Origin of the sequence: Marinitoga sp. 1137 (assembly GCF_001941525.1) — a bacterium.
GTDB classification, from domain to species: domain Bacteria; phylum Thermotogota; class Thermotogae; order Petrotogales; family Petrotogaceae; genus Marinitoga; species Marinitoga piezophila.
The window spans coordinates 1752299-1778608 of the sequence record NZ_CP009471.1; the positions used below are offsets into that span (position 1 = coordinate 1752299).

At 29.0% G+C, this 26310-nt stretch carries 25 protein-coding genes; 17 read left to right on the top strand and 8 right to left on the bottom strand.

Features of this window, described 5'->3' with window-relative positions; genetic code table 11:
• Positions 1-61: 61 nt before the first annotated feature.
• Complete coding sequence (locus LN42_RS08365) at positions 62-2671, bottom strand: sugar ABC transporter permease (protein ID WP_075780683.1); 2610 nt, start codon at positions 2669-2671, stop codon at positions 62-64.
• Entirely contained in the window at positions 2671-4452 is a 1782-nt protein-coding gene (locus LN42_RS08370; RefSeq protein ID WP_075780684.1) for an ABC transporter permease subunit, read from the bottom strand. The genes LN42_RS08365 and LN42_RS08370 overlap by 1 nt, the downstream gene beginning before the upstream one ends.
• A 148-nt stretch (positions 4453-4600) precedes the next feature.
• Here LN42_RS08370 and LN42_RS08375 point away from each other — a divergent pair, with 148 nt between their 5' ends.
• From LN42_RS08375 to LN42_RS08385, 3 genes are read left to right on the top strand one after another with little or no spacing between them, the layout of a single operon-like run.
• Positions 4601-5716 carry a class I SAM-dependent RNA methyltransferase gene (locus LN42_RS08375; RefSeq protein ID WP_014297081.1) on the top strand — a complete coding sequence of 372 codons (1116 nt, stop codon included), beginning with the start codon at positions 4601-4603 and terminating at the stop codon, positions 5714-5716.
• Between the two features lie 2 nt (positions 5717-5718).
• The gene (locus tag LN42_RS08380; protein WP_014297082.1) at positions 5719-7179 is read left to right on the top strand and encodes an HD-GYP domain-containing protein; all 1461 of its coding nucleotides are present in this window, start codon (positions 5719-5721) and stop codon (positions 7177-7179) included.
• Entirely contained in the window at positions 7176-8273 is a 1098-nt protein-coding gene (locus LN42_RS08385) for an extracellular solute-binding protein (protein WP_014297083.1), read from the top strand. The genes LN42_RS08380 and LN42_RS08385 overlap by 4 nt, the downstream gene beginning before the upstream one ends.
• A gap of 33 nt (positions 8274-8306) precedes the next feature.
• Here LN42_RS08385 and upp read toward each other — a convergent pair whose 3' ends face one another.
• Complete coding sequence (gene upp / locus LN42_RS08390) at positions 8307-8942, bottom strand: uracil phosphoribosyltransferase (RefSeq protein WP_014297084.1); 636 nt, start codon at positions 8940-8942, stop codon at positions 8307-8309.
• Between the two features lie 116 nt (positions 8943-9058).
• On the opposite strand from upp, the gene LN42_RS08395 reads away from it, so the two are divergent.
• Positions 9059-10234: an ABC transporter permease gene (locus tag LN42_RS08395; RefSeq protein WP_014297085.1), complete on the top strand. Its 1176-nt coding sequence runs from the start codon at positions 9059-9061 to the stop codon at positions 10232-10234.
• 46 nt (positions 10235-10280) lie between these two features.
• Here the strand turns inward: LN42_RS08395 and LN42_RS08400 are convergent, their stop codons facing one another.
• The 5 genes from LN42_RS08400 to LN42_RS08420 all read right to left on the bottom strand — a co-directional run bounded on the left by LN42_RS08400 (position 10281) and on the right by LN42_RS08420 (position 15983).
• Entirely contained in the window at positions 10281-11465 is a 1185-nt protein-coding gene (locus tag LN42_RS08400) for a glycine C-acetyltransferase (protein WP_014297086.1), read from the bottom strand.
• A gap of 12 nt (positions 11466-11477) precedes the next feature.
• The gene (tdh, locus tag LN42_RS08405; RefSeq protein WP_014297087.1) at positions 11478-12515 is read right to left on the bottom strand and encodes an L-threonine 3-dehydrogenase; all 1038 of its coding nucleotides are present in this window, start codon (positions 12513-12515) and stop codon (positions 11478-11480) included.
• Between the two features lie 141 nt (positions 12516-12656).
• Positions 12657-13151: a hypothetical protein gene (locus LN42_RS08410; RefSeq protein ID WP_014297088.1), complete on the bottom strand. Its 495-nt coding sequence runs from the start codon at positions 13149-13151 to the stop codon at positions 12657-12659.
• A 2-nt stretch (positions 13152-13153) separates the two neighbouring features.
• Positions 13154-13990 carry a cyclic nucleotide-binding domain-containing protein gene (locus tag LN42_RS08415; protein ID WP_014297089.1) on the bottom strand — a complete coding sequence of 279 codons (837 nt, stop codon included), beginning with the start codon at positions 13988-13990 and terminating at the stop codon, positions 13154-13156.
• Between the two features lie 4 nt (positions 13991-13994).
• A complete protein-coding gene (locus LN42_RS08420) occupies positions 13995-15983 on the bottom strand; it encodes a transglycosylase domain-containing protein (protein WP_075780685.1) in 1989 nt (662 codons plus the stop codon).
• Between the two features lie 89 nt (positions 15984-16072).
• On the opposite strand from LN42_RS08420, the gene LN42_RS08425 reads away from it, so the two are divergent.
• From LN42_RS08425 to rsfS, 13 genes are all read left to right on the top strand, one after another.
• Entirely contained in the window at positions 16073-16627 is a 555-nt protein-coding gene (locus tag LN42_RS08425; protein WP_075780686.1) for a TIGR03936 family radical SAM-associated protein, read from the top strand.
• On the top strand, positions 16620-16988 hold the full coding sequence (locus LN42_RS08430; RefSeq protein WP_014297092.1) for a response regulator transcription factor: 369 nt from the start codon (positions 16620-16622) through the stop codon (positions 16986-16988). Before LN42_RS08425 ends, LN42_RS08430 begins: the two co-directional genes overlap by 8 nt.
• The gene (locus LN42_RS08435) at positions 16981-18393 is read left to right on the top strand and encodes a PP2C family protein-serine/threonine phosphatase (protein WP_014297093.1); all 1413 of its coding nucleotides are present in this window, start codon (positions 16981-16983) and stop codon (positions 18391-18393) included. Before LN42_RS08430 ends, LN42_RS08435 begins: the two co-directional genes overlap by 8 nt.
• Before the next feature lie 12 nt (positions 18394-18405).
• Positions 18406-19158: a YebC/PmpR family DNA-binding transcriptional regulator gene (locus LN42_RS08440; protein ID WP_014297094.1), complete on the top strand. Its 753-nt coding sequence runs from the start codon at positions 18406-18408 to the stop codon at positions 19156-19158.
• A 63-nt stretch (positions 19159-19221) separates the two neighbouring features.
• Positions 19222-20010: a hypothetical protein gene (locus LN42_RS08445; RefSeq protein ID WP_075780687.1), complete on the top strand. Its 789-nt coding sequence runs from the start codon at positions 19222-19224 to the stop codon at positions 20008-20010.
• Positions 20011-20021: 11 nt separating this feature from the next.
• On the top strand, positions 20022-20840 hold the full coding sequence (locus LN42_RS08450) for a protein-glutamate O-methyltransferase CheR (protein WP_014297096.1): 819 nt from the start codon (positions 20022-20024) through the stop codon (positions 20838-20840).
• A gap of 2 nt (positions 20841-20842) precedes the next feature.
• Entirely contained in the window at positions 20843-21301 is a 459-nt protein-coding gene (gene lspA, locus LN42_RS08455) for a signal peptidase II (protein ID WP_014297097.1), read from the top strand.
• Positions 21280-22203 carry an RluA family pseudouridine synthase gene (locus LN42_RS08460; RefSeq protein ID WP_014297098.1) on the top strand — a complete coding sequence of 308 codons (924 nt, stop codon included), beginning with the start codon at positions 21280-21282 and terminating at the stop codon, positions 22201-22203. Before lspA ends, LN42_RS08460 begins: the two co-directional genes overlap by 22 nt.
• A 70-nt stretch (positions 22204-22273) precedes the next feature.
• Positions 22274-22828, top strand: coding sequence for a DUF177 domain-containing protein (locus tag LN42_RS08465; RefSeq protein WP_014297099.1), 555 nt, complete (start codon positions 22274-22276; stop codon positions 22826-22828).
• A gap of 32 nt (positions 22829-22860) precedes the next feature.
• Positions 22861-23046 (top strand): 50S ribosomal protein L32, encoded by a 186-nt coding sequence (gene rpmF / locus LN42_RS08470; RefSeq protein ID WP_014297100.1) that lies wholly within the window; start codon positions 22861-22863, stop codon positions 23044-23046.
• 2 nt (positions 23047-23048) lie between these two features.
• A complete protein-coding gene (plsX, locus tag LN42_RS08475; RefSeq protein WP_075780688.1) occupies positions 23049-24041 on the top strand; it encodes a phosphate acyltransferase PlsX in 993 nt (330 codons plus the stop codon).
• A 12-nt stretch (positions 24042-24053) separates the two neighbouring features.
• Entirely contained in the window at positions 24054-25880 is a 1827-nt protein-coding gene (gene glmS / locus LN42_RS08480) for a glutamine--fructose-6-phosphate transaminase (isomerizing) (RefSeq protein ID WP_014297102.1), read from the top strand.
• A gap of 15 nt (positions 25881-25895) precedes the next feature.
• A complete protein-coding gene (gene rsfS, locus LN42_RS08485; protein WP_014297103.1) occupies positions 25896-26255 on the top strand; it encodes a ribosome silencing factor in 360 nt (119 codons plus the stop codon).
• The last annotated feature ends 55 nt before the right edge of the window (positions 26256-26310 follow it).

A 26310-nucleotide genomic window follows, 5' to 3' on the forward strand; every position in this document is an offset into this window, starting at 1 on the left:
ATCAAATTTGATAAAATAAATCCCCGTGTAATTACACGGGGATTTATTTATGTTATGTGAATTATCCTTTTACTGAACCCTGAGTTAATCCACCTACAAGATATTTTTGCATGGAAAGGAATAGAATAACCATTGGAACTGCACCTAATAATGCTGCTGCTGTAAATAGACCCCATTCAGTTTCAAATGGACCTGATGAGAATGTTTGTAATCCGACAGCATATGTGAAGTTCTGTTCACTTGCAAGAACTATTCTTGCCATAACAAATTCATTGAATGTTCCCATAAATGATAATATAGTTACAACTGCTAAAATTGGTGATGCAAGAGGCAATACAATTAACCAGAAAGTCTGGAATCTTGTAGCGCCATCAATCATGGCAGATTCTTCAAGAGAATCTGGAATAGTATCGTAATACCCTTTTATAAGCCACATATTAAATGCAACACCACCAAGATAAACAAATATCAACCCTGATAACGTATCGAGACCTATAAATCCAAAATAATCACCCATGAATTTAAGGATTCCATATAATGCAACCATATACATAATTGCAGGGAACATTTGAATAAGCATTAAATATAATAACCCTTCTTTTCTTCCTTTAAATCTCATTCTACTAAATGGATAAGCTGCAACAGCTGTCATTAAAACTGTTAGTATTGCAGTAATTCCAGCCACGATTATAGAGTTCATGAGCCATCTTAAGAAAGGCTTTCTTTGCTTTGGATTCCATTTGTCAAGTAGATTATATATATTTCCATCTATTTTTCTTAAATCTGATTTTAAAGCCTTATATTTTACAGAATCAGAAAGGTCTGATACAATTCTTGAGGATCTTGAGAGATCAGCCTTTGCAGGACCGTATTTTGAGTTGTATATAGATGAAATTTGCATAATAGGCAAAATATCTGCTGTATATCCACCATAATTTAATTTTAAGTAATCATCAGAATTGTTTTTCAACTCTGCTAATTGTGATTCAAATTCTTCTATTATTTTATTAAATGAAACAAGACTTTTCTGGAATTTTTCATTGGCTTCTTCAATATTTTCTTTTAATGTGAAGATGTTTATATCCTTCTTATCTGGCTTGTAGTATTTAAATATTTTAGAATTTAATAACGTTGAAATAAATTGTGCTTCTTCATAATTATTAACATCAGCGTTTATAAATTCCTTTACCATTAATAATTCGCCATAATTCTTTAATTTATCAAATTTATCAAATTCAGTTTTAAGAGAATTGTATAAAGTGTTATATTCATTATTGTATTTTTCTAATTCAGTTTTTATCCTTGAATACTCGCTATCCAATGTTTCAGCTTCTTTTATATTCGTTGCTAAGGTTAAAACAAGATTTTCAAAGGTTTTTATTGTTGGATTAATAGCTTCAATTACACCTGTAATTGTTTTATATGCGGGATTTAAAAATTCCACATCTTTATTTGAATAAATTTTTACTGCATTATCATTTATCCATATGAAAGAACTGGCAAATGATTCAATGTAGGTTTTGTATTCTTTAAAATCATCGAATAATACAAAATTTTCATTTATTGTAGTAAATGCATTTGAAAGATATTTTGCATTATCCATTAATTTTTGCATTTCCAATGTATAAATCTTTTTTTCCTTTAAATTGTACTTTTTAAATATATCAACTGCCGAGGAAAGTTTTTCGCCATATGGAGCGTAGATTTCCAATAATGCATTTAAGTCACCATTTAATTTTAATATTTCTTTATTCTTTTCGCTAATTTTTGAAGATAATTCATTTGATTTTTTCTGTAAAGAACTAATTTTACTTTCATAATCTTTTAGTTTTGAAAGCTCATTACCGTATTTTTCATTTTCAAGAGTTGCAAAGTAAGCATCAACTTGTTCAGCTGTTTTAGTAATATCCTTCCAATTTGCATATAGTGATTTTATAATCGCTGGTAATTTTTGTAATTCTGAATTATCAGGTTGTAACTTTTTCCATTTTTTATATACTCTTATGTTCCAGAGCGTATAGCCTGGTTTTAAGCCATATATTGTATCAAAAGTTTTAGATATATATGTTTTATTTTCTGGAGTTATAGAGATTTGGTTTAATATGGTTCTTGCTTCATCTCTAAGCTTCAAATATTCATTGATTTTAGTTTTTAAAGAGGATATATTTTCATTTATTTCTGATAAATCCATTCCCGTAACTAATTCTTTTTCAATTTCGGAAAGATTTTTTACTTCATTATTTCTTGCAGTATTAATATCATTTAATATTTCATTTGAGTATTTTGAGTTAATATTAGTAAGGATATTTTCAAATCTTAAATTTATATCTTCGAAATATTGTTTTGTTTCTGATATATATGTTTCAAAATCAGAGATTTGTGTATTTAACTTTTCTCTGGCTTCATCAAATGAAAGAGAAGAATTTTCACCGATAAAATGTGCAGTACTGTTCATATCTTTTATTAATTCCGGAACAGTAGCTTTTGGGAACAATAAATCTCTATAATAATTAAATGTAATTCTTGATGAAAATAATTTTGGAGAAAATGCTGCATTATCTCGTCTTACAGATGTTGTAACAACCCAAACTAAAGGGAAAAGCACAATTATAGTGATTATAATAAGAAATATATGTCTTAATATATAATTTTTCTTCTGTATCATAGCCATTATCTGCTCACCTCTTCAAATGCACCGGATAATTTAAAGTTGAAATAACTAATACCGGATACTATAGCAAAGATTAATATTGAAATAGCACTTGCAAAACCAAAATCCTGACCTCGAGAACCTTCAAAAGCCAATTTATATGTATATGAGATGAGTATATCTGTTGAACCTGCAGGTGTTGTTGCTCCTGGCATTGCAGGGCCACCACCTGTTAACAAATATATATTAACAAAATTATTGAAATTAAATGCAAAACTGCTTACAAGTAAAGGTGTAAGGGAAACCATTAATAATGGTAAAGTAATCTTTTTAAATTGTGTCCAACGTGTTGCTCCGTCAATAGAAGCTGCTTCATAAAGTTCATCTGGAATACTCTGTAAAGCACCTAAGGTTATTGTCATCATATATGGAAATCCAAGCCATGTATTTACAATCAACACAGCTACCTTTGCCCAAAATGGGTCATTTAACCATTTTATAGGTTCCAGTCCCAACGTTGTAATAACAAATCTGTTTAATATACCATATGTTTCATTGAAAAAGCCGTTTCTCCATATTAATACAGAAATAAATGCCGGAACTGCCCAGGGTATTATTAAAAGAGTTCTATATAATATTCTACCTTTCATATTTTTATCATTAAGGATTAAAGCCAGAATCATACCTATAATAAAACTAAACAACACGCTTAAAGCTGCATAAGTAAATGTCCAACCAAAGATTTTAAGAAATGGACCGGAAATCTTTGGGTCATCTTTTATACGCTTGAATTGATATGCTCCCACAAAATGCGAATAACCTATAAGTCTTTCTAATTTTCCGTTCTCATTATAATCCCAGAAAGCACCATCTTTTTCTACTAATTCCCTATTGGTTCTGGTATTAAATATAATAGTTTTGTATGTTTTTTTATTATTTTTGTATATAGGTTTGACTCTTAATTCATATATTCTATACGATTCATTAAATTTCTTATATATGTATCTCGAAGACAGTCTGTAACTTTTTCCTTCTGGTGTTTTTAATTCAAGAGCTCCTATATACTTTTGCCTGAGAACAGAATTATAAAACGCGGCATTTTTGAAAGTTTCTCTGTCTATAGGTGAATAAAAATATACATATTTCTTTCCAGAATCCGTTTCAAATCCTATAATTTCTTCGGCCTTTTTTTCTAAAGGCAATTCTTTGAAGGTTTCGTCTATAGCGATTCTTGTGAATGCTGTATAAATTTCGCCATTAATATTTGCTTTTAATTTATCCTTAGAAATTTCATATAATTCTGAAACTGCTAATTTGGTATTTCCCTTTGCATCTGTTTTTATTTCAGAAGGTTTTTGTGCTAAAAGTAATTTATCATCGTTATATAAAAGTATTAAAAAATCTTCTGTTGGTTTAAAATCTTTCATAACAACAAATACTTTAAAATTAAAATTTTCACCATTTTGTGGTTCATATAAATAATTTGGATCTTCCAATAAAATTTGAATAGCCTGATCTCTTGTAAATAAATGTCCTGTTCCATAATTGGTAAAAGCAGTTTTTACTGTGTAATAAATAGGGTATACTGTTAAAATAAATAGGAAAAACATTGCAGGTAAGGTATAACGATATGGGTATCCTTTTTTTGAAAATATTGCAATATTTGCGAGTATAGTAAATGCTGCAATAACAACTGCCAGACCGTAATTTCCCAATCCAGATAAAATAAATATAGTCCAGATTAATCCGGCATTTAGAAGTGCGATAAATGAGTACAACAATGCCTTGCCGATGAATTTCATGGTGTCCCTCCCTTAAAATAAGTAAATTTTTTATATATTTCCTTTTAAACGTTGATACTTAATAATTATAACATAAAAATAGCTATTTTACCATACTTTTTACAAAGAAATATGTTATAATATAGAAAAAATTAAGTGTGGTGATATTATGGAATATATGGTGTTATGTTCAATAGGTTTGGAAAAAATTCTCTCAAATGAATTGAAAAAAATGGGATATAAATTAAAAAATGCAAATAATGGAATTGTTGAATTTTATGGTAAAGAATATGATTATTATAAATTAAATATTTTATTGCGTACTGCAGAAAGAGTTATGATTAAAATAGGAGAATTTTATGCAGAAACGTTTGACGAATTATTTGATGGAATTTTGGATATTGATTTAAAACAGTATTTACCAAAAAATGGAAAAATAATTATTGACAAGGTAAGAAGCTCAAAATCAAAGTTATATAATAAATCAACAATTCAATCAATTGTAAAAAAATCAATAATTGAAAATTTAAAAAAAGGATATAAAATAAACACGTATAATGAAGAAAAAGGCGTATATAAAATAAGGGTATATATAAAAAACAATAAAGTAACCTTGGCGCTCGATACTTCAGGAGATGGCTTGCACAAAAGGGGATATAGAAAATATGTGAGCGAAGCGCCATTGAGAGAAACAATTGCAGCGGCGATGATATTAAAAAGTGGATGGAAAAGAAGATATCCTTTAATAGATCCATTTTGTGGTTCCGGAACAATTCCTATTGAAGGTGTATTGTATGGTTTAAATATTCCGCCGGGAATTTATAGAGATTTTTCATTTAATGACTGGTATAATTTTAATTCAAATCTTTTTGATGGAATGAAAAAAGAGTTATTAAAAGAAATTGATTATAATAAAGAGTTAAAAATATATGGTTATGACAAAGCATATAAAATGATAGAAATTGCCAGAAAAAATGCTGGAAATTTTGATATAAATAAATATATAACCTTTGTAAAAGCAAATATGGAAAGTATAAATCTTGATTATAAAGAAGGACATATAATTACAAATCCGCCGTATGGCGATAGATTAAAGGATAAAGATCATGCAGAAAAAATCTATGAACAGATGAGATATTTAAAAAGAAAATATCCTGATTTTAAATATACTATCATTACTTCACATGAAGAATTTGAAGATTTTTTTGGAAGTAAAGCAAAGAATAAAAAGAAAATAATAAATGGAAATCACGAGGCGTATATATATTATTTTGAAGGGGTATAAAAATGAGAAGAGAGTACTCAGTAAGAGAGCTATTTGATAGAATGAGTTTAATATTTTTATTTTTGATAATGCTTCTTTTACTGCCACCGAATATATACATGAATATAAGAAAAGAAACATGTTATAAGGAAAAAATTTACGATAAAATATCAAATTTCTTTTTTACAGAAATTACAAGAGAAATAAATAATCAATTATTAACCGAAAAGGCTGAAAAGGTCTCAATAGTAGAAAATAATATTGAAAATGCATTAAAAGATGTGGGATCTTTAGGTGGATATTCGGTAATTAAAGATAAGGAACTGCTTACGTTTTATAAAGTTAATGATAGTTACTATGTAAAAAGAGTTTTTCTTCCAAATATAATAAAAAATGTGGCAAGGAAATTAGAGTTTGAAGAGAATTTTATGGTTGTAGATTATAATAAAAAAATAATTTATTCTAACATAGAAAAAAACGTAAATTTAAAAGATAAAAATCTTAATTTAAAAGGTTTGGTAAAAATAGGTGATGCATTTTATTATTCGAGATTTAATAATGATACATTTACATATTATCCGTTTTATTTATTAATAGATATTAATGTGCATATATGGGATTATATTATAAAAACCTCTATACAATGGATTGCTATATTACTTATTATATTTATAATTGTTTTTTATATAGAAAAATCACATTATGAAAAAATTAGAAGGAATATAGAAGAATTTTCTGAAAAATCAAAGATTATAGGAGAAAAATTAATTCATGGTGAAGATACAAAATTTGAAGTGCCTAAGACAAATATAAAAGAAATAGATGATATAGGGAAAACATTATTTATGATGTTTTTGCAAAATATAGAATATATGAAAAAAAATAAGAAGCTTATTCAGGAAATTTTAAAACTCCTTGGAAATATTTCGGAATTTAGAGATGAAATAACAGGAAACCACATAATACGAGTAGGAAAAGTTTCAAGAATAATTGCAGAAGAGGTATTTGAAGATAAAAAAAAGGTAGAAATGATTTATTATGCTGCACAATTACATGATATTGGAAAAATAGGTATTCCTGATTCAATTTTGCAAAAACCCGGAAAATTAGATGATGACGAATTTGAAATAATGAAAAAGCATACAACAATAGGATATGAAATATTAAAAAAGGTTGATGATGAATTATTTGAAATGGCAAGTAAAATAGCTTTATATCATCATGAAAAATACGATGGGAGTGGGTATCCAGAAGGATTAAAGGGAGAAGAAATACCTATAGAAGGAAGAATAGTAGCGGTTTGTGATGTGTTTGATGCTTTGTTATCAGAAAGACCGTATAAAAAAGCTTTTGAATTTGAAGAAGGTGTAAAAATAATTATGAGCGGTGAAGGAAAACATTTTGATCCGAAAATAGTTGAGATTTTTGTGAATAACATAGATAAAATTAGAAACCTGTATAAAAACATGGGGGAAAAAGAATGAAAAAAATTCTTGGAATAGCTCTGATTTTAGTATTAATAGGGGTATATATATTATATCCAAGAAAAAATATAAATATTGTAACTCAAATGTCTGAAGAAGAAATAATAGGATTAGAAAAAATATTAAAACATTATGAGATGTTTCATTTTATTAAATTTAATATAATAAGAGTTCCTTTTTCCGGCCATTTTTCAAGAATTCAGGAAATGATAAAACAAAATATTAATATTGATATTGCACGTGTTGATATAAAAATGCCGGAGTGGTTTAAAAAATATGTAAAATCAGAACCTGTATTGCAGGCAGTGGACACGCTTGTAATGATTTATGATGCGAATGATAAAATAAAACCGCCAGAAACTATTAATGATTTTTTTGATTTTATTGAAAATAATACTGTAGATATTAATGGAAAGACAATTAAGGATAAAGGTTTTGATAAAGATAAAATTATGCAATATGCAGTTTATATTCCATATGTTTCTGGGTGGTGGATGAGTGTTTTATATGGAAGTAATGATAGGAATTTTTTGACGGAAAATGCCGATAAGGAAAATTTTATTTCTATATCAAGAAGAATAAAATATTATTACAAAAATGGTTTAATTCCGAGAGTGTGTTCGGATTTTTATGAAGAAATGATGAGAATGTTTATTTCTGGTGATGTAAAAATAATATTTAATGGTCCATGGAGTTTTTCAACTTTAAGAGAAAAAGGTAAAGATTTTAAAGTTTATTATACACCTCGTGGATTTTCTGGAAGATTTTCACCTATGGGTGGGCAGCAATGGGTATTATTGAAAGATAATAAATATACCGAGAAAGCATTTGAGTATTTGGGTTCTAATTATGTTGCAGAAAAGTTTTATGAATATAACAGTACACTGATGCCAAATAAAGGGTTAATAGAAAGATTGGAGAAAAGTGGAAATATTGTAGCCTCACAATTAAAAGATGCAGTTAAAATAGATAAAAACACAGATTATATATTATATGAATTTTTTTCCAATGAATTTGTGGAATATTTAAACGATAAAATAAGTGAGGAAAAATTATTTGAAAGCTGGCTTAATAAAATAAAATATAAAAAATAAGGGGTTTTAAAACCCCTTATTTTAATTTAATTTTTATTTTGTTCTAAATAACCTATCTCCAGCGTCCCCGAGTCCAGGGATAATATATGCGTGATCATTTAATTTTTCATCCATTGCGGCAGTAAAAATCTTAACATCTGGATGTTCCTCTTCTACATTTTTAACTCCTTCTGGAGCGGCTAACAATGACATAACAATAATATTTTTAACTCCAAATTCTTTAACTTTTTTAATGGCATATTTAATTGAGAATCCTGTTGCAAGCATTGGATCAACTATGAAAACATAGTGATTTTCTGTAAATGGTGGAAATTTTAAATAATATTCTACAGGTTTTAAGGTTTCAGGATCTCTATAGATTCCAAGAAAACCTATACTGGCATTTGGTACAAGGCTTAAAATACCATCCATCATACCAAGACCTGCTCTTAATATTGGAACTATGGTGATTTTTTTATCTTCAACCATTTGACCTGTTGTTGTTTGAATAGGTGTGTCTACATCTACATCTATTGTTGGCAGATTTCTTGTTGCTTCGTAAGTTAATAATAGAGTTATTTCATTTAATAATTCTCTAAATTCTTTTGGACCGGTGTTTTTGTTTCTCATAATTGTAAGTTTGTGTTTGATTAAAGGGTGGTTTACCACAGTAAGGTTTTTAAAATCCATAACTTTAACCTCCTATATTTAAATTCTTTAACATTATATCATAAAATATACTTGGAAGTGTGAAAAAATTTTGATAAAATATAAAAAGATGATGTCAAATTAGAAGGAGGAAAAAAATGAAAATATTTAGCCTGATGAAATATGAACTCATAAAAATTTTTCGAAATAAAGGATTTATTATATCAATAATTCTAATTCCGTTTTTGTTAGCATATCTTGGTTCTAATTTGTTTCCAGAAAATATGCTGGCAGATTATAAAATTGCTGTTTATAATGAGGATAATTCATTTTTGGGTAAATTTGGATTTATGTTTTTAAGTCAATTTTTTAAATGGAAAGATGCTGTACAGCTTTCCTCTAAAACAGAGATGACAGAAGCCATTAAAGAAAATAAATTTGATTCAATTCTAATTATTCCAAAAGGATTTATGAATGATTTAAAGAATTACAAAAAAACACAATTAATAATTGTTCCCAACCCGAACGATTTAAATAGCAGTGTTGCTATTTATACCGTGGTAAAAGCATTATTTAATGAATTGGCAGGAATTCCTGAAATTTCAGTTGGTTCAACAACGCAATTTGTTTTAAAAGGAGGTATTTCAGTAGATAAGGATAGAGTACCTCCGGAAATTACCATAAAGATCCCCGATATAAAAGATGGATCTTTAAAAAATGTTAAAGGTGCATCATTGGATTTTCAGGATATGCTAGCTCCATCATCAATACTCGTATTAATATTGATATTTTCAATGGGAGGAATTGGTATATCTGTTTCACAAACAAGAGAAAATGGATTACTTGATATATATAGAGCAAATGGGCTTAAAATCTGGGAATTTTCAGTATATAAGTTATTGACATATGTATTTCTTGGGTTAATTTCAAGTTTTATAACCTGGTATGTTTTTGAACATTATGGAACAAATTTTGCTGGGAGTGAAATTAATTTAGTAATTTTAATAACATTAAATGTAATAATGTTTGCTACTTTTGGGCTGTTAATAGCATCTATTGCCAAAACTACAAGAACAACAACATTTATGCTCGCTATATTTATTGGAGTTATGATTTTATTTGGCGATGTATTAATCTCCATTCCTAAGGAATCTGTATGGTATAAATGGTCATATGCATTACCTATAAAATATTCCATAGATTCTTTAAGAAAAGTAGCTTTATTAAATTATAATCTTTCTATGATTCAAAAAGATATATTCATTATGGTTGGATTTACAATTATAGCCTTTTTTATAAGTTATTTATCTCTATCACATGTTGAAAGAAGATGATTAAAATTATAATAAAATAGCAATGCCAAAGGCATTGCTATTTTATTTATTTTATAATATTTAATTCTTTACCGATTTTTTCAAATTTTTCAACAGCGAAATCAAGATCTTCTTTTGTATGTGCTGCACTAATCATAACCCTGATTCTTGCTAATCCTTTTGGTACTGTAGGATATCCAATTGATTGAGCGAAAATACCCTCTTCAAAGAGTTTTAAACTAAACTCTTTTGCAACCTTTGCATCATATAACATTACAGGTGTAATAGGTGTTTCGCTATGCCATGTGTCAAACCCAAGTGCATTTAATTTTTCTTTGAAGTATTTTGCATTATCCCATAATCTTTCTACAACTTCTCCGCTTTCAACAAGTATTCTTACAGCTTCAAGAGCAGCGCCTGCTTCTGCTGGGGATAATGAACTACTAAATAAGAAAGGTCTTGCTTTTTGTTTTAAATAGTCTATTAATTCCTTTTTACCAGCTACAAAGCCTCCAACAACACCAAATGCTTTAGAAAGAGTACCAACCTCTATATGAACTCTTCCGTGTAGGTGGAAATGGTCTACAATTCCTCTTCCACTTTCACCAAGAACTCCTTCTCCGTGTGCATCATCAACCATAACAATAGCATCATACTTTTCAGCAACTTCAACAATTTCTGGTAATGGAGCTAAATCGCCATCCATACTGAAAACACCATCTGTGATAATTAAGAGTCTTCTTGCTCCAGCTTCTTTAGCTTCTTTTAATTTTTCTTCAAGATCCTTAACGTCTTTATGTTTCCATACGTATTTTTTTGCTTTTGATAATCTTACACCGTCTATAATACTTGCATGGTTTAATTCATCTGATAATATTGCATCATCTTTAGTTGTAATTGCAGGAATAACTGCCTGGTTAGCATTAAATCCTGATTGAACAACTAAAGTTGCTTCAGTTTTTTTAAATGCAGCAAGTTCTTTCTCAAGTTGTGTATGTATATCCATTGTACCTGCAATACTTCTTACAGCACCAGGACCTACTCCATATTTTTCTATTGCTTCTATAGCAGCTTTTTTCATTCTTTCATTATTCGCGAAACCAAGATAATTATTTGAACAAAGATTTAAAACTTTTTTTCCATCAACTTCAAACCATGCACCCTGAGCACTTTCAAGTGTTCTAATAGTTACAAATAATCCATTTTCCTTTAATTCATTCATTTCAGCTACAAGTTGTTCATAGAAATTCATTTTCTCTCCCCCTTATTCAGAGATTTTAAGGATTATTTTACCACTTTTTTTAGAATTCATAATTTCAAAACCTTTTTCAAATTCTTCCATTGGTAATACATGTGTAATAACCTTTGAAAGATCGAGTTTTTTTGTTCTTAGCCATTCTGATGCTATTTGCCATGTTTCGAACATTTTTCTTCCTGTAATACAATGTATATTTATACCTTTAAATACGGCAGTATTCATTTCAAATGGAACAGGATTAGTTGGAAAAACGCCAAGTATAACAGCATCTCCGCCATTAGTTAAAGCATTTATTCCTTGATTTAAAGCATTAGGATTACCTGACATTTCAAGTAAAACATCTGCGCCATCATCATTTGTTAATTTCATAACTTCTTCTACAAGATTTTCTTCAAGAGGGTTTATAATATAATCTGCTCCCATTTCTTTAGCCATATTCATTCTATATTCTGAAGGTTCACTTACTATTATTGTAGCAGCACCAGATACCTTTGCAACCTGAACAGCCATAACTCCAATTGGACCTGCACCTGTAATTAAAACGGTTTTTCCTCTTAAATCAACTGCAGTAGCTGTATGTATAGCGTTTCCAAGGGGTTCCATAACAGAAGCAAACTCTCTTGGTATAGATGGATCAAGTTTCCATAACACAATTTCAGGTACTACAACATACTCTGCAAAAACACCGTCTCTATCCACACCTAATATCTGCATATTTTTACATATGTGCATTTTACCAGTTTTACATTGTTTACAAACGCCACATGGAATATGTGTTTCTGCAGCAACAATATCTCCCGGTTTTAATCCTTTTACCATAGGACCAACTTCAACAACTTCACCAACAAATTCATGACCATCAATTTGTGGAGTTTTAATTCTTTGCTGTGACCATTCATCCCATTTCCAGATATGTAAATCAGTTCCGCATATGGAAGCATTTAAAACTTTAACCTTTACATCATTTGGCTCTTTAATTTCAGGAATTTCAACTTCTTCAAGCGAAAATCCTTTTCCAGGTTCTTTTTTGACAATAGCCTTCATTGTTCCCAACAGAGTTCACCATCCTTTTTAGTTTTCGTACTTTAAGTTTATCGCAAAAATGAAAAAAATTTCAATGTCATTTTTTTCAGGTTACGTGCAATTAGATGTTTTAAAAAACAATGAAGGTTAAATATGTGTGATTTACTTAGGATTATAATAATACAATTCTTCATCTTCAGTAATTAGCTCGCTGGATAGTAATTTTTGTATTTTATCCTGAGAAATATATGTTAAAACAAATTCTTTGGGTAATCCTTTTATTTTTTGACTTCTATTATGTAATTTTTTTAAATTTAATAATAATATTTCTTCTTCTGGTTTTTTCATAAAAGAAGCTATTTCCATAAAGATTATTTTTAAATTAAAAAAGAATTGTTCCATGTAATTTGGATCCTTTAAAAGGTCTCTAAATAAAGAATAAGAATCTTTTTTAAAACGAGTTTTTCCAACTTTATAATAATCAATAATATTTAATCCAAAAATTAATGAATCAAGACCAAAATAATCATCTTCGCAAAATACCTGCCCCATCTTTTCATCATTTCCATATTTTAATACAGAAATTACAACGCCGCTTTGTATATATGCAATTTCCTGAACTTCTTTTGAAAGGTTTGTAATTAAAGAAACTTCCATGATTATTCACCTTCATTCTTTTTATTAAATAAGTTAAGATACATTTCATAATTTTCTATTCTAATTAACATTTCTCCCCAGGAAGGAATCCCCCAGAAACGCAATATTTCAAGGTATTCTTCTAAAATTTCCTGTATTCTTTCTCTATCTTTACAAAAAATGGTAGATAGATATAAAAAATATTTTACAAGCGCTCTGTCTTCTATTTCTATTGATTTCTCAAAAGCATATATTAAGTCCTCACACAATACATTATTGCTTAAATTCTTTCTTATATAATTTGTTGTATATACTATTATTCCGGGAAGGTCTAAATTATCTTTATCAAATAAAGCCTTAAAACTTTCAGCTGCAACATCAGGATCATCCGGCAATTCAGTTTCAAATATTTCACCGGCATTTAAGATTTGATCTAATTCTGATAATAATGCGTCTGTTTCATCTAAAATTAAATCATCCAATACATCGCGTTTATTAAGGGCGCGAGCTTTCATTTTTAAAAGTTCTGAAATATCAGGAATAACTCCAAAAACACTTTTATAAAATAAATTTATGTAAAGATTTGAAATATGCTCAAAAAATTTTTCGAATTCTTTTTCATCAATTAATTTTATAAGCGTTTCCTTGCTTATTTTTAAAACTTCAACCCGAGTATTTGCTATATAACTTTCAAGCAAAGGTTTTCCAGTAATAAAACTCATTGTACCTATAAAATCACCTGGCTGTAATTCGTTGTTTTTTAGAGAAGTCATAACCTTTCCGGAGATAATATAATAACAAAAATTATACGTTTCATTTTCTTTTAAAATTACTTCGCCAGGATTAAAAAAGTCTTTCATAAAATCACCTTCTAATTTTAAAATATAAATCAGGAAACTCTGTATCCATGAATAATATATCAGTTGAATCTTTGTCTATTTGTGTTTGGTTAGGAATATTTTCATATTCGAAAATATGAGGATTACTATCTTTGTTTAATAATTTGTTTGATTTATAATAGTAATCTGGAAATAGGAATTCATAATTTTGAATATTTTTTATATATCCTGATTTACTATATCTCAACTCTGAAATATTAAATTTTGTAGATAAAAACGTTGTTAATGAATCATTCTGTTTATTGCTTAATTCTAAATAATAATATGGGACATGTGCAAATGAATTATATGAATAATAATTTCCTAAAATCTTTCTGGCGGCTGGTATTGCGTGTGTTGTTGATAATAAGAATTTTCCATCAACTCTTGTGGATATAGTTATCTTTCCGTCAAATCCAGAAAACCAAACAGAGTTATCAGCCGTTCCTGTTTTTCCATAAAAATCTCTTTTAGACGCAAATAAATTTCTGGCAGTTCCTTCTTCAACAACCTCTTTTAATAGTTTATTCATTGCATTATAAGAAGTATTAGAAATGGTTTTAATCTTTCTTTCAATTTTAGGTTGTCTTTTATAAATAACATTTCCGTTTTTATCCATAATTTCATCGATTATATAAATTTTAGGTATTAATCCAAAATTAGGGAATATTGTAAAAGCACGAGCTATATTGTAGGTATTACTTTCAATAGTTCCAAGAGAAATAGTAATATCATCAGGATAATATGCGTCCATACCAATTTCATTTTTAAGAAAGTTTTCAACAATTTTTATTGATTCGGTTGGACTATTTCCAAGCTTTAGAAATAATTGTATTGAAGGTATATTAATAGAATGAATCAAAGCTTCTTTGAGAGATACACTGCCTCTAAATGTCTTTTCAAAATTTTTAGGAGCCCAATTTCCAATTTTTAAAGGTTCATCTATTAATTGAGTTTCCGGAGAAAAACCTTTTTCTATTGCCAGTAAATAATAAAAAGGTTTTATATTAGAACCGATTTGACGTTTTGATTTAAAAACATCATATTGGCTGCCAAAAAAAGAAATTATTTCTCCGGTTTTGTTATTTAATAAAATAGCATTTTTTGAAGCATCCCAGGTATCTTTTACTGTTTCAAATAAATCTCTATTAATAGTAGATTTAATAATATACCCACCATTTTTAATACCCAATCTATCGGCTTCTTCCTTTATTGCAAGAACAAGTTGTAAGTTATTATCATCAAAATCAGGTTTTTTAAAGGTCATTTCATTTAACAATTGAGTATAATTTTTATATTCTTCTTTTGATAAAAAATTATTTGTGAATAGTGAGTCAAGTATAATAAGTCCCTGTTTTTTTGCTTTTAATGGGTGTTTATAAGGATTATAGTATTCTGGTGCATTTAATATTCCAACGAGTACAGAAATTTCAGCCATATTTAAGTCTTTTAGTTCTTTATTATAGTATCTTTTGGCTGCAGCGCCAAATCCATTTATATCATTACCAAGATAAGCAGTATTTATATAAGCTTCAAGTATATCATTTTTTGTGTAATTTCTCTCAACCCAGAAAGAGATGAATATTTCTATAATTTTCCTGGTAATAACTTTTTTTCTTGTTAGATAAATATTCTTAACAATTTGTTGGGTTAAGGTACTTCCGCCATATGAAGTTCCGTGCAAAATATTTGTTATAATAGCTCTTGTAAACCCTTTTAAATTAAACCCCGGATGTCCATAAAAATCCCTATCTTCTGACCATAATAATATAAAAGTTAAATCTACGGGAATATCTTTAAACTCAATATACTTAAACTTAGGTGGAAATATTTCATTTCCGTCAGAAAAGAGATATGTATTATAATTATTGTTTATAGAAAAAATAGAACGTGATTTATATATAGAATAAGAGTATCCAAGTAGTATAATACTGATAAGTAATGAGACAATAACACCAGAAAAAAAATATTTCAAAGCATATTCCTCCATATTTAAAGACTTTTTAATAAAAGTAGTATATAATAAAAACGCTATTAATATTATATCATATTGGGAGTGGGAACTTGAAATATCTTTTGAGATTTAAGAAATCCGGGAAATCTGCTTATATTTCGCATAATGATACACTGGAAGAAATAGAACGTATCTTTAGACGTGCTAAAATAAAAATGGAATTTACAAAAGGTTTTCATTCAAAACCAAAAATGAGTATAGCCCAGGCTATTCCTCTGGGATATGTAAATAGAAGCTTGTATGTAACCCTTAATACAATAGAAGAATATGATTTTTCCAGATTAAATGATTTTATGTCAGAAGGATTTAGATTATTAGATTATAAAAAGGTGGAGGATAACTTTAAAATAAAAATAAAATATTACAGTTTCAGGGTTTATCTTTCCAGAAATTTGTTCGATAAATTTATTGAAGAATATAACAAAATGAAAGAGCGATTTATTGATTTTGAATATTATATAAACAAAAAAGGGATTTATGTGTTAAAATATAAGCAGGAGTACAATAAAGTATATAATATATGGAAAACTTTTTCCGATACAAAAGAAGACTTTTTGTTTTATCCCATAGTATATGATGCGATTTGGGGGGAGAAAATTGAGTAAAAAAATCCTTATAGTAGATGATTCTGATGTGTTGAGAAAAATATTAAATTTTAATTTTAAAAAAGAAGGTTTTGAAGTTCACGAAGCAAGGGATGGTGAAGAAGGACTTCAAAAAATAAAAGAATTAAAACCTGATGCAGTATGTTTGGACATTATGATGCCCAAAATGGATGGTTTTACTGTTTTAAAAAAATTAAAAGAAGAAAATATATCCCTTCCAATACTTGTTCTTACAGCAAAAGGTGGGGAAGAAGATGAGGAATTAGCTCTTTCATTAGGAGCTTTTAAAGTTGCAACAAAACCATTTAGCCCTAAAAATATAGTGGATATAATAAAACAGGCGGTGGGGGGAAATGGATAAAAGTACCCAGTATGGACTTGAAATATATAACAAATTAAACGAAAAGCTGGCATATTATAAAAAAGAAGATCAACCCAAAGATTTAGAAGAAATAAAAAAACGTATAGAAGTTTTGATAGATGTGCTTTTTGAAGAAGGGGAAAGTTATAGAACGCAATTAGAGGAATTTTCGCTTCAACTTGAAGCACAGGTTGAAGAGTTATCCAAACTATATGAAGAATTAACCGCTGTTCTTGATATAGGTAAAATTTTAAATGAAACATTAGATCCACATGGTTCGATGGAAAGTATAATAAAAAGAATTAAAGATATAATAAGCTATAATGATATTATTGTGGGAGAATTTTCCGATTTTCCTCCACGAAAAGATTTTAGTATACTGCATGCTGATTTTACCATATTGGATTTTGAAAAAACAGTTCAAATAATAGATTACTTAAATGCCGAAGGTAAAATAAAACCTATAATTCTTGAAAAACATCCAATAACTCATGAAGAAGTACCTATAATGTTTATACCAATAGAATCCAGAATGAAAGTATGGGGATTCTTCCTTTTTTATGGTTCAAGTAAAGGATTATTTACAGCAGGTAATAGAAAAATAATGGAATCTGTTGCGGAACAAATAGCTTTTAGTTATGATACTTTAGATTTCTTAAACAAAAAAATTGAACAGGAAAAATTAGAAGAACAGTTGAGAATAGCTTCGGAGATTCAGCAATCATTACTTCCAAAAACTTTACCGGAATTTGAAAATGTGGATATTCATGCATTTTATAGACCAGCATATGATATAGGTGGAGATTATTATGATGTTGTAAAAATGGATGATGACAAGGCATTTTTAGTTCTTGCAGATGTTTCAGGTAAAAGCGTACCTGCAGCATTGATTATGACATCATTTAGATCTATTTTAAGGCACGAACTGGAGTCTAATAACGATCTAACAACTATAGTATATAAATTAAACAATTACATTTCAAAAGAAATTCCGCAGGATAGGTTTGTTACTGCAATATTCATTATTCTTGATTACAAAGAAAAGAAACTGGAAATGATAAATTGTGGGCATAATCCGACATTGATAATAAAAGACGGAGAATTACTTAGTTTTGAAGCTGAATATATGCCTGTTGGAATTATGGATGGTTTTTTCTTTGAAAGTCAAACATTAGAATATGAGAATGAAATTAATATAGCTATTTACACAGATGGTATAACTGAAGCAAGAAATATGGAAAAAGAAGAATTTGAATTAGAGAGACTCACGGAATTATTCGTTAAGTCGAGAGAATTAAGTTCTAAAGAAACGCTGGAACGAATTATAAAGAAACTCGATGAATTTGTTGGCGGGGCGCCACAACACGATGATACTACAATAATGATAGTTAAATCAAAAGTATAAGGAGGTTTTATTATGTCAGGTCACAACAAGTGGGCAAATATAAAGCATAGAAAAGCAGCTCAGGATGCAAAAAGGTCAAAGATCTTTACAAAATTAATCAGAGAATTAACAGTTGCTGCTAAAGAAGGTGGAGATGATCCAGAAGCAAATCCAAGATTGAGAACAGCTATTGAAAAAGCAAAAGATGCAAATATGCCAAAAGATAAGATTGAAGCTGCAATTAAAAAAGGTGCTGGAGGAACAGATGCAGATTCTTATGTAGAAATAATGTATGAAGGTTATGGTCCTGCAGGTGTAGCAATAATAATGAGAGCATTAACAGATAACAAAAACAGAACTGCTCAAGAAGTAAGACATATTCTTTCAAAAAATGGAGGAAGTCTTGCTGAAAGTGGAGCTGTTGCATGGAATTTTGAAAGAAAAGCTATGATTACAGTTCCAAAAGAAGAAGTAGCAGATCTTGACGAATTTATGATGGAAGCTTTAGATGCGGGAGCAGAAGATGTTATAGAAGACGAAACAATACAGGTAATAGCTGCACCAGAAGATATGGTTCAGGTAAGAGATACATTAAAAGATAAAGGCTTTACAGTGAAAGCATCATTAACATATATTCCTAAAAATACAGTAAAGATAGCAGGTAGCGATGCTGAAAAAATGTTAAAGTTAATAGATGCTCTTGAAGATAGCGATGATATTCAAGAAGTATTTGCAAATTTTGAAATTGATGATGAAGAAATGGAAAGATTAGCACAAAAAATGTAATTTCAATAATTCAGGGGCATCTATGCCCCTTTATTTTTAATAAAAATAAAATGAGGAGTCAAAATGAAAAGAATATCTGTTATAATAATAATGATAACATTAGGAATAATTACATTTTCAAAGAACATACAATTTACATATAAAAATAATGGTGATTTGAGAACAACATTTAACTTTACATTTGAAGCAACAGACTTATATGTTGCCGGGTTAAGTTTTTATATAGATTTAAAGGCTGAAAATTTTGAAAATAATATTGAAGTTTCTGAATTAAACAAAGTTTTAAAATATCTTGATTTCTCACAACCCGGTTTTAGTATAAAGTATAAATATAAAAATCCAAATTTTGATGATTATAATTATTTTAAATGGGCAAATGAATCGTTTATAATAACTTTCGAAAATGCGTTTTATAAATATCCAGTGGCATATGTAGTTTCAAATGGAATGTTGGGATTAAATTTGTATAATGGAAAAAACAACTTTTATTACTGGATAAATTCATCGAATTTTTCTGAATTAGCAATTGGATATTATTATAATGGATCTGAACTTAAAGTGGGTTTTTTTTCAAATTCAATTAATAAAAAATATAATTATGGAATTTTTTTAGTAGTTGGAAATACATGGATGATAGGTTTTTCAAAAGAAGAGATAGATGTAGAAATCATAAATAAAAATATAAATTTAAAATATACATTTTTGTCCAAAAATGAAAATAATATATACAGTGAATTTTTTAATATAAATTCTGGAAAATTTGAAATAAATATTCCAATAATAAAAGATAGAATATATTTTACAATACTGCCTAAAAAGGTTTATGGAATTACTTTTAATTTAGAAATGTAGGAGGAATAAGTATGAACGAAAAAAGCCTTTACACATCACCATATGATGACAACGAATATAAATGGCTATTGGACAACATAGCGAAACATTTTGAACTTGATTTAAGGGGTTATAAACAGCATAGGGTTAGAAGAAGAATAGACATGATTATGAGGAAATATTCTTATAAAGATTATAAAACATATTTCAATGACTTAAAAAAAGATCCTAAGAAATGGGATGAATTTCTTGATAAACTCACAATAAACGTTACAGAATTTTTCAGAAATCCAGAAAAATGGGAATATTTAAAGAAAAATGTTTTACCGCGTTTAATGAAAGAAAGTGGATCAAAAACCAAATTATGGAGTGCAGGTTGTTCAACAGGTGAAGAGCCGTACACATTATCCATAATACTTGAAGAATTAAAAGCGCCAAAAACCATAAAAGTTATGGCTACAGATCTTGATAAATTTGTTATTGCAAAAGCTAAAAGAGGAGTTTATTCTTCAAGATCGCTCGTGAATATTTCAGAAGATCTAAAGAATAAATACTTTAAAAAGGTTGGGCCTGATTCATATGAAGTATCTCCAATAATAAAATCAAGAGTTGTATTTAAACAACATAATTTATTAATGGATCCATTTGAAAAAAATCTTGATCTTATTGTATGTAGGAATGTTGTAATATATTTTGATATGGAAGCTAAAAATGGATTATATAAAAATTTTGCAGCTTCATTAAGAAAAGGTGGAGTGTTATTCGTTGGTTCAACAGAAAGAATTTTTAATTATAGAAGTCTTGGCCTCGAAGTAATTGAACCGTTCTTCTATCAAAAAGTGAGTGATTAAACTTGGACTGGTTAATACCTATAATCTTGTTTTTAGATCAAATTACAAAAGTACTTGCCAGAGAATATCTTATTGGAAAAAACATAGAGATAATAGGAGATTATATAACATTAACATATGTAACAAATACAGGAATGGCGTTTGGAATGTTAAAAGGCCATTCCTTTTATCTTGGATTAGTTTCAACGATAATTGTGACAATTATATATATTTATAGAAAAATTTATATGAATAATAACAAGTCGTTATTATTTGACATAGCCACGGTTTTTATTATAGGGGGAGCTATGGGAAACCTTTATGATAGAATAAGATTTGAATATGTTGTTGATATGTTTAGTGTAAAATACTTTTCAGTTTTTAATGTTGCTGACTCATTTGTTACAATTGGAGGTATTTTACTGGCAATATATTTTATAAAAAAGGAGAGAAATTATACGTGGAAGAAAACTTCCTGGTAACTAATAGAGAAGATGGGTGGAGACTTGATAAATTTGTAGTGGAAAAGGTTCCTGATTGGATATCAAGAACATATGTTCAAAAAGCTATTAAACAGGGGCAAATAATAGTAAATGGAGAACTGAAAAAACCATCATATAAAGTAAAAAATGGTGAAGTGGTTTCAATAGAAGTTCCAGATAAACCACCAACAATAGAGGTGTTACCTGAAAACATACCTTTAAATATTATATATGAAGACAAAGATATTATAGTAATAAATAAACCACCTTCAATGATAGTTCATCCAGTTGCAAATAAGGTTAGTGGAACACTTGTAAATGCTATACTTTATCATTGCAAAGATTTACAGGGAATAGGCGGAGAAATTAGACCGGGTATAGTTCATAGACTGGACAAAGATACCTCAGGTGCAATTGTAGTTGCTAAAAATGATAGAGCACATCAATCGCTAAGTGCTCAGTTTAAGGATAGAAAAACTAAAAAAACATATATAGCTTTGGTAAAAGGTATTTTAAAGAAAAAGCAGGGTGAAATAAATCAACCACTTGCGAGACATCCTCAAATAAGAATAAAAATGGCGGTTGTGCCGGGAGGAAAAGAATCAATTACGGTATATAAAATAATAAAAGAATTTGGAGATAAAGCGTCGCTTGCATGGATACACCTTAAAACAGGAAGGACGCATCAAATAAGAGTACATTTTAAATATATTGGGCATCCATTGTTTGGTGACGAAGTATATGGTAAAGCATATGAAGATTATAAATATGGAATAAAAAGACAGATGCTTCATGCATTAAAATTAGGTCTTTTTCATCCGAGAACCGGTGAATGGATGGAATTTGTGGCACCATTACCAGAAGATTTTAAAAAAGCTATTGTCAATATAGAAAAATTATAACAGAAAATTAACATACTCTTGTTATATATTAAAAGATATTGTCGTAAAATAAAGCGCGAGGTGTTATTTTATGTTAAATGATAAATTACATGACCAAAAATTAATATATGATCTTGATAAAATAGAAGAAAAAGAAGAATATACATTTGAAATAACATGGGAAAAATTAGATACACCAGAAGGTGTAGTGGATATAGTAAAACCTATAAAAATACAATTTGATATAACAAAAACATCTCAGGGATATATATTAAAAGGTAATCTAAAAACAACTGTAAAACTTGTCTGTTCAAGATGCTTAAAAGAATATGAGCAGGATATAAATGGTGAGATAGAAGCATATTATATAGACGATAGGCTTCAGGATATATTCACCAAAAATGAAAAATTGGAAACACTGGATAACATAATATTCTATTCTGATATGAAGGTTGATATAACCGATAGGATAATAGAAGCAATAATGATGGAAATTCCAGAAAAACCATTGTGTAAAGAAGATTGTAAAGGATTATGTCCAATATGCGGGATAGATTTAAACGAAAATCCAGATCATAAACATGAAGAGCAGTATATAGATCCAAGAATGGCTAAATTGCTTGATATATTTGGCGACGAAGAATAATAAAAATAAATAAATTTTAGGAGGGATTATAAATGGCTGTACCTAAGCAAAAAACATCAAGAGCAAGAACACACAGAAGAAGAGCAGCAAATTTATACAAAGCAGTAAAGGTTAATGTAGTAAAATGTCCAAACTGTGGCGAACCAAAACTCCCCCACAGAGTATGTTTAAACTGCGGATACTATAACGGAAAACAGATCTTAGAAATAGGAGAATAATAATGCCTGAAAAAGCCAGAATCGGCTTGGATTTATTTGGTGGAGATAACGCGCCCAACGCTACACTTGAGGGCGCGATTTTTGCATTAAAAAATAACTTTGTCGATTCTGTATACTTAATTGGGGGAGATCAAAGTTTAAAAGAAAAAATACCAGAAGAATTACATAAAAAATTTATATTTATAAAAGCAGAAAACACAGTTACCAATAATACCAAACCAACAGATGTATTAAAACTAAAAACAAGTTCTATTTATATAGGTAATGAAATGATGAAAAATGGTGAAATAGATGCATTTGTTAGTGCTGGAAGTACAGGCGCTTTATTGGCAGCGGGAACATTTGTTTGTGGTAGAATTAAGGGAATTGATAGACCAGCATTGGTAATACCATTACCTGGAAAAAAAGGAAAGGTAAGAGTTCTTGTTGATGGTGGAGCAAATGCAGAATTAAAACCAAAACATTTTGTTTCGTTGGCAAAAGAAGGAATTGCCTTTGCAAAGTTTCTGGGAATAGAAAATCCAAAAGTAAAAATATTAAATATAGGAACCGAAGAGGAAAAAGGAACAAAATTGGTTAAAGAAGTTTCAGAAATATTTAAAGAAGATTCAAAAATAGTATATGATGGATTTGTTGAAGGAAGAGACATTTTTGAAGAAAATGTAGATGTAATAGTTACAGATGGTTTTACTGGAAATACTGTTTTAAAAACAGTAGAAGGAACAGCATATTATATTCTTTCTGAATTAAAGGAAAAAATATCAAAAGGTGGATTTTTTGCAAAAATAGGTGCGTTATTAATGAAAAATGCATTAAAAGGCTTAAAATCCAGTCTTGACTATAGACAATACGGAGGAACCTTCTTCTTAGGGATTAACGGAATACTTATAAAGGCACATGGTTCTTCTGATTCTGAGGCCATTGCAAATGCACTAAAAGTAGCTCAAAAAGCAGTGGAAGAAGATATAGTGTCAAAGATAAAGGAATTGTTATAGGAGGAATTAAAAATGTGTGGAATTGTGGGACTTGTAGGGAAAAAAGAAGCAAAAGTAAAGGATATAATAAATGGATTACAAAAATTAGAATATAGAGGATATGATTCTGCAGGAATAGCATTTTCAAATAATGGGAAGGTAGAGCTTGTTAAAAAAACAGGGAAAATAGAAAATCTAAGAAAAGAATTAAACTCTCAATTAGAAAAAGAAATAAATATAGGTATCGCACATACAAGGTGGGCTACGCATGGAGGAGTAACAGATGAAAATGCACATCCACATACAGATTGTACAGGAAAAATTTCATTAGTTCATAATGGAATAATAGAAAACTTTCAGGAATTAAGGGAAGAATTAAAAGAAAAAGGACATAAATTTAAATCAGAAACAGATACAGAAGTAATAGCGCATTTAGTCGAAGAATATTATGAGGGAGATTTATTTGAAGCGGTATTAAAAGCAATAAAAAGATTAGATGGGGCATATGCCATAGGAGTAATACATGCTGAAGAAAAGAAAATAGTATCAGTTAGAAAAGGAAGTCCGTTAGTAGTTGCACATAATGAAAATTATTCATTATTGGCATCAGACGTGACACCAATATTAAAATATACAAAAGACGTATATTTTATGAATGACAATGAAATGGCGGTATTAGAACCAGGAAAGATAGAATTTTATAACGTAAATGGTGAAAAAATAGAAAAGGAACCTGTACACATAGATTGGGATGAAGCAGCAGCAGAAAAAGGCGGATACGAACACTTTATGTTAAAAGAAATATTTGAACAACCAGAAGCATTAAAATCGGCAATAGCTGGAAGGATAAAAAATGGGAAACCAATAATATCAGAAATAAAAGAATTAGAAGAATTCATAAAAAAAGATTTAAAAAAGATATTCATAGTAGCCTGTGGGACAAGTTATCATGCAGGATTAGCATTTAAATACTTCATGAACAGATATTCAAAAATAGACGTGGATATAGAAGTAGCCTCAGAATTCAGGTACATGAATCCACATGTAAATGAAAATACATTAGTAATAGCAATATCCCAATCAGGAGAAACAATAGATACACTAGAAGGGATAAGAATAGCAAAAGAAAAAGGAAGTAAAGTAGTAACAATAAGCAATGTATTTGGCTCAACAATACCAAGGGAATCACATGGTGCAATATACATGAATACTGGACCAGAAATAGGAGTAGCAGCAACAAAGACATATACAGCACAAATAGCAATATTATATGCATTGGGTGCAAAAATAATAGAAATAACAGAAGGATTAACAGAAGAAATAGAAAAAATATTATCAGATATAGAAAAAATGCCAGAAATATATGAAGAAGTATTAAAAAATGCAGAAAAAGTAAAAGAACTATCAAGAGAATATGTAAATTATCAGCACATGATGTATATAGGAAGAGGATTTGGATATCCAACAGCATTAGAAGGAGCGTTAAAACTCAAAGAAATCAGTTATATACATGCAGCGGGATATCAGGCAGGAGAATTAAAACATGGACCAATAGCATTATTAGATGAACAATTTCCAGTATTTGCAATAATACCCAAAGACTCATTATATGAAAAAATGAAATCAAACTTAATGGAATCAAGAGCAAGAAACGCAAATATAATAGCAATAACAACAGAAGGAAATGACGAAATAAAAGAACTTACAAATGAATATCTATTTGTACCAGAAGCAGAAGAAGCGTTATATCCATTAGTAATAGCGCCGATTATACAGTTATTCTCATATTATGTAGCAGTATTAAGGAAGTTAGATCCTGATAAACCAAGAAACCTTGCCAAAAGTGTTACAGTAGAGTAATGGAGGTGAAAATTAGTGAAGATAAAATCAGAAGAGGAAATTTTTGAATTGGCAAAAAAAATATATAAAGTAATTGATGAAAAAGACGGAATAAATATAAAAGTATTGGATATGAAAAACAGCCCTCTTCTTGTTGATTACTTTATAATTGCAACAGGAAATTCAGAAACACATTTAAATGCAATAAAAGAAGCTGTTGTTGAAGAGTTTAAGAAAAATGATCATCAATTATTATATTACGATAGAGATAGAATAACAGATTGGATTATAGTTGATGGCGGTAGCATAGTTGTTCATTTATTTAGTGAAAAAGCAAGAGAATTTTATGATTTAGAAGGATTATGGGTGGAATCAGAAAGAATTAAAATAGATTAACCTCGCACGCCGGGTATATGGTTTCCCCGGTGCCCTTAAAAGGGTCGGAAGCCAG

Bases quoted from the DNA above. Each gene is read 5' to 3' on its own strand.
- LN42_RS08365 (WP_075780683.1), bottom strand. From the start codon at position 2,671: ATGGCTATGATACAGAAGAAAAATTATATATTAAGACATATATTTCTT.
- LN42_RS08370 (WP_075780684.1), bottom strand. From the start codon at position 4,452: ATGAAATTCATCGGCAAGGCATTGTTGTACTCATTTATCGCACTTCTA.
- LN42_RS08375 (WP_014297081.1), top strand. From the start codon at position 4,601: ATGGAATATATGGTGTTATGTTCAATAGGTTTGGAAAAAATTCTCTCA.
- LN42_RS08380 (WP_014297082.1), top strand. From the start codon at position 5,719: ATGAGAAGAGAGTACTCAGTAAGAGAGCTATTTGATAGAATGAGTTTA.
- LN42_RS08385 (WP_014297083.1), top strand. From the start codon at position 7,176: ATGAAAAAAATTCTTGGAATAGCTCTGATTTTAGTATTAATAGGGGTA.
- upp (WP_014297084.1), bottom strand. From the start codon at position 8,942: ATGGATTTTAAAAACCTTACTGTGGTAAACCACCCTTTAATCAAACAC.
- LN42_RS08395 (WP_014297085.1), top strand. From the start codon at position 9,059: ATGAAAATATTTAGCCTGATGAAATATGAACTCATAAAAATTTTTCGA.
- LN42_RS08400 (WP_014297086.1), bottom strand. From the start codon at position 11,465: ATGAATTTCTATGAACAACTTGTAGCTGAAATGAATGAATTAAAGGAA.
- tdh (WP_014297087.1), bottom strand. From the start codon at position 12,515: ATGAAGGCTATTGTCAAAAAAGAACCTGGAAAAGGATTTTCGCTTGAA.
- LN42_RS08410 (WP_014297088.1), bottom strand. From the start codon at position 13,151: ATGGAAGTTTCTTTAATTACAAACCTTTCAAAAGAAGTTCAGGAAATT.
- LN42_RS08415 (WP_014297089.1), bottom strand. From the start codon at position 13,990: ATGAAAGACTTTTTTAATCCTGGCGAAGTAATTTTAAAAGAAAATGAA.
- LN42_RS08435 (WP_014297093.1), top strand. From the start codon at position 16,981: ATGGATAAAAGTACCCAGTATGGACTTGAAATATATAACAAATTAAAC.
- LN42_RS08440 (WP_014297094.1), top strand. From the start codon at position 18,406: ATGTCAGGTCACAACAAGTGGGCAAATATAAAGCATAGAAAAGCAGCT.
- LN42_RS08445 (WP_075780687.1), top strand. From the start codon at position 19,222: ATGAAAAGAATATCTGTTATAATAATAATGATAACATTAGGAATAATT.
- LN42_RS08450 (WP_014297096.1), top strand. From the start codon at position 20,022: ATGAACGAAAAAAGCCTTTACACATCACCATATGATGACAACGAATAT.
- LN42_RS08465 (WP_014297099.1), top strand. From the start codon at position 22,274: ATGTTAAATGATAAATTACATGACCAAAAATTAATATATGATCTTGAT.
- rpmF (WP_014297100.1), top strand. From the start codon at position 22,861: ATGGCTGTACCTAAGCAAAAAACATCAAGAGCAAGAACACACAGAAGA.
- plsX (WP_075780688.1), top strand. From the start codon at position 23,049: ATGCCTGAAAAAGCCAGAATCGGCTTGGATTTATTTGGTGGAGATAAC.
- glmS (WP_014297102.1), top strand. From the start codon at position 24,054: ATGTGTGGAATTGTGGGACTTGTAGGGAAAAAAGAAGCAAAAGTAAAG.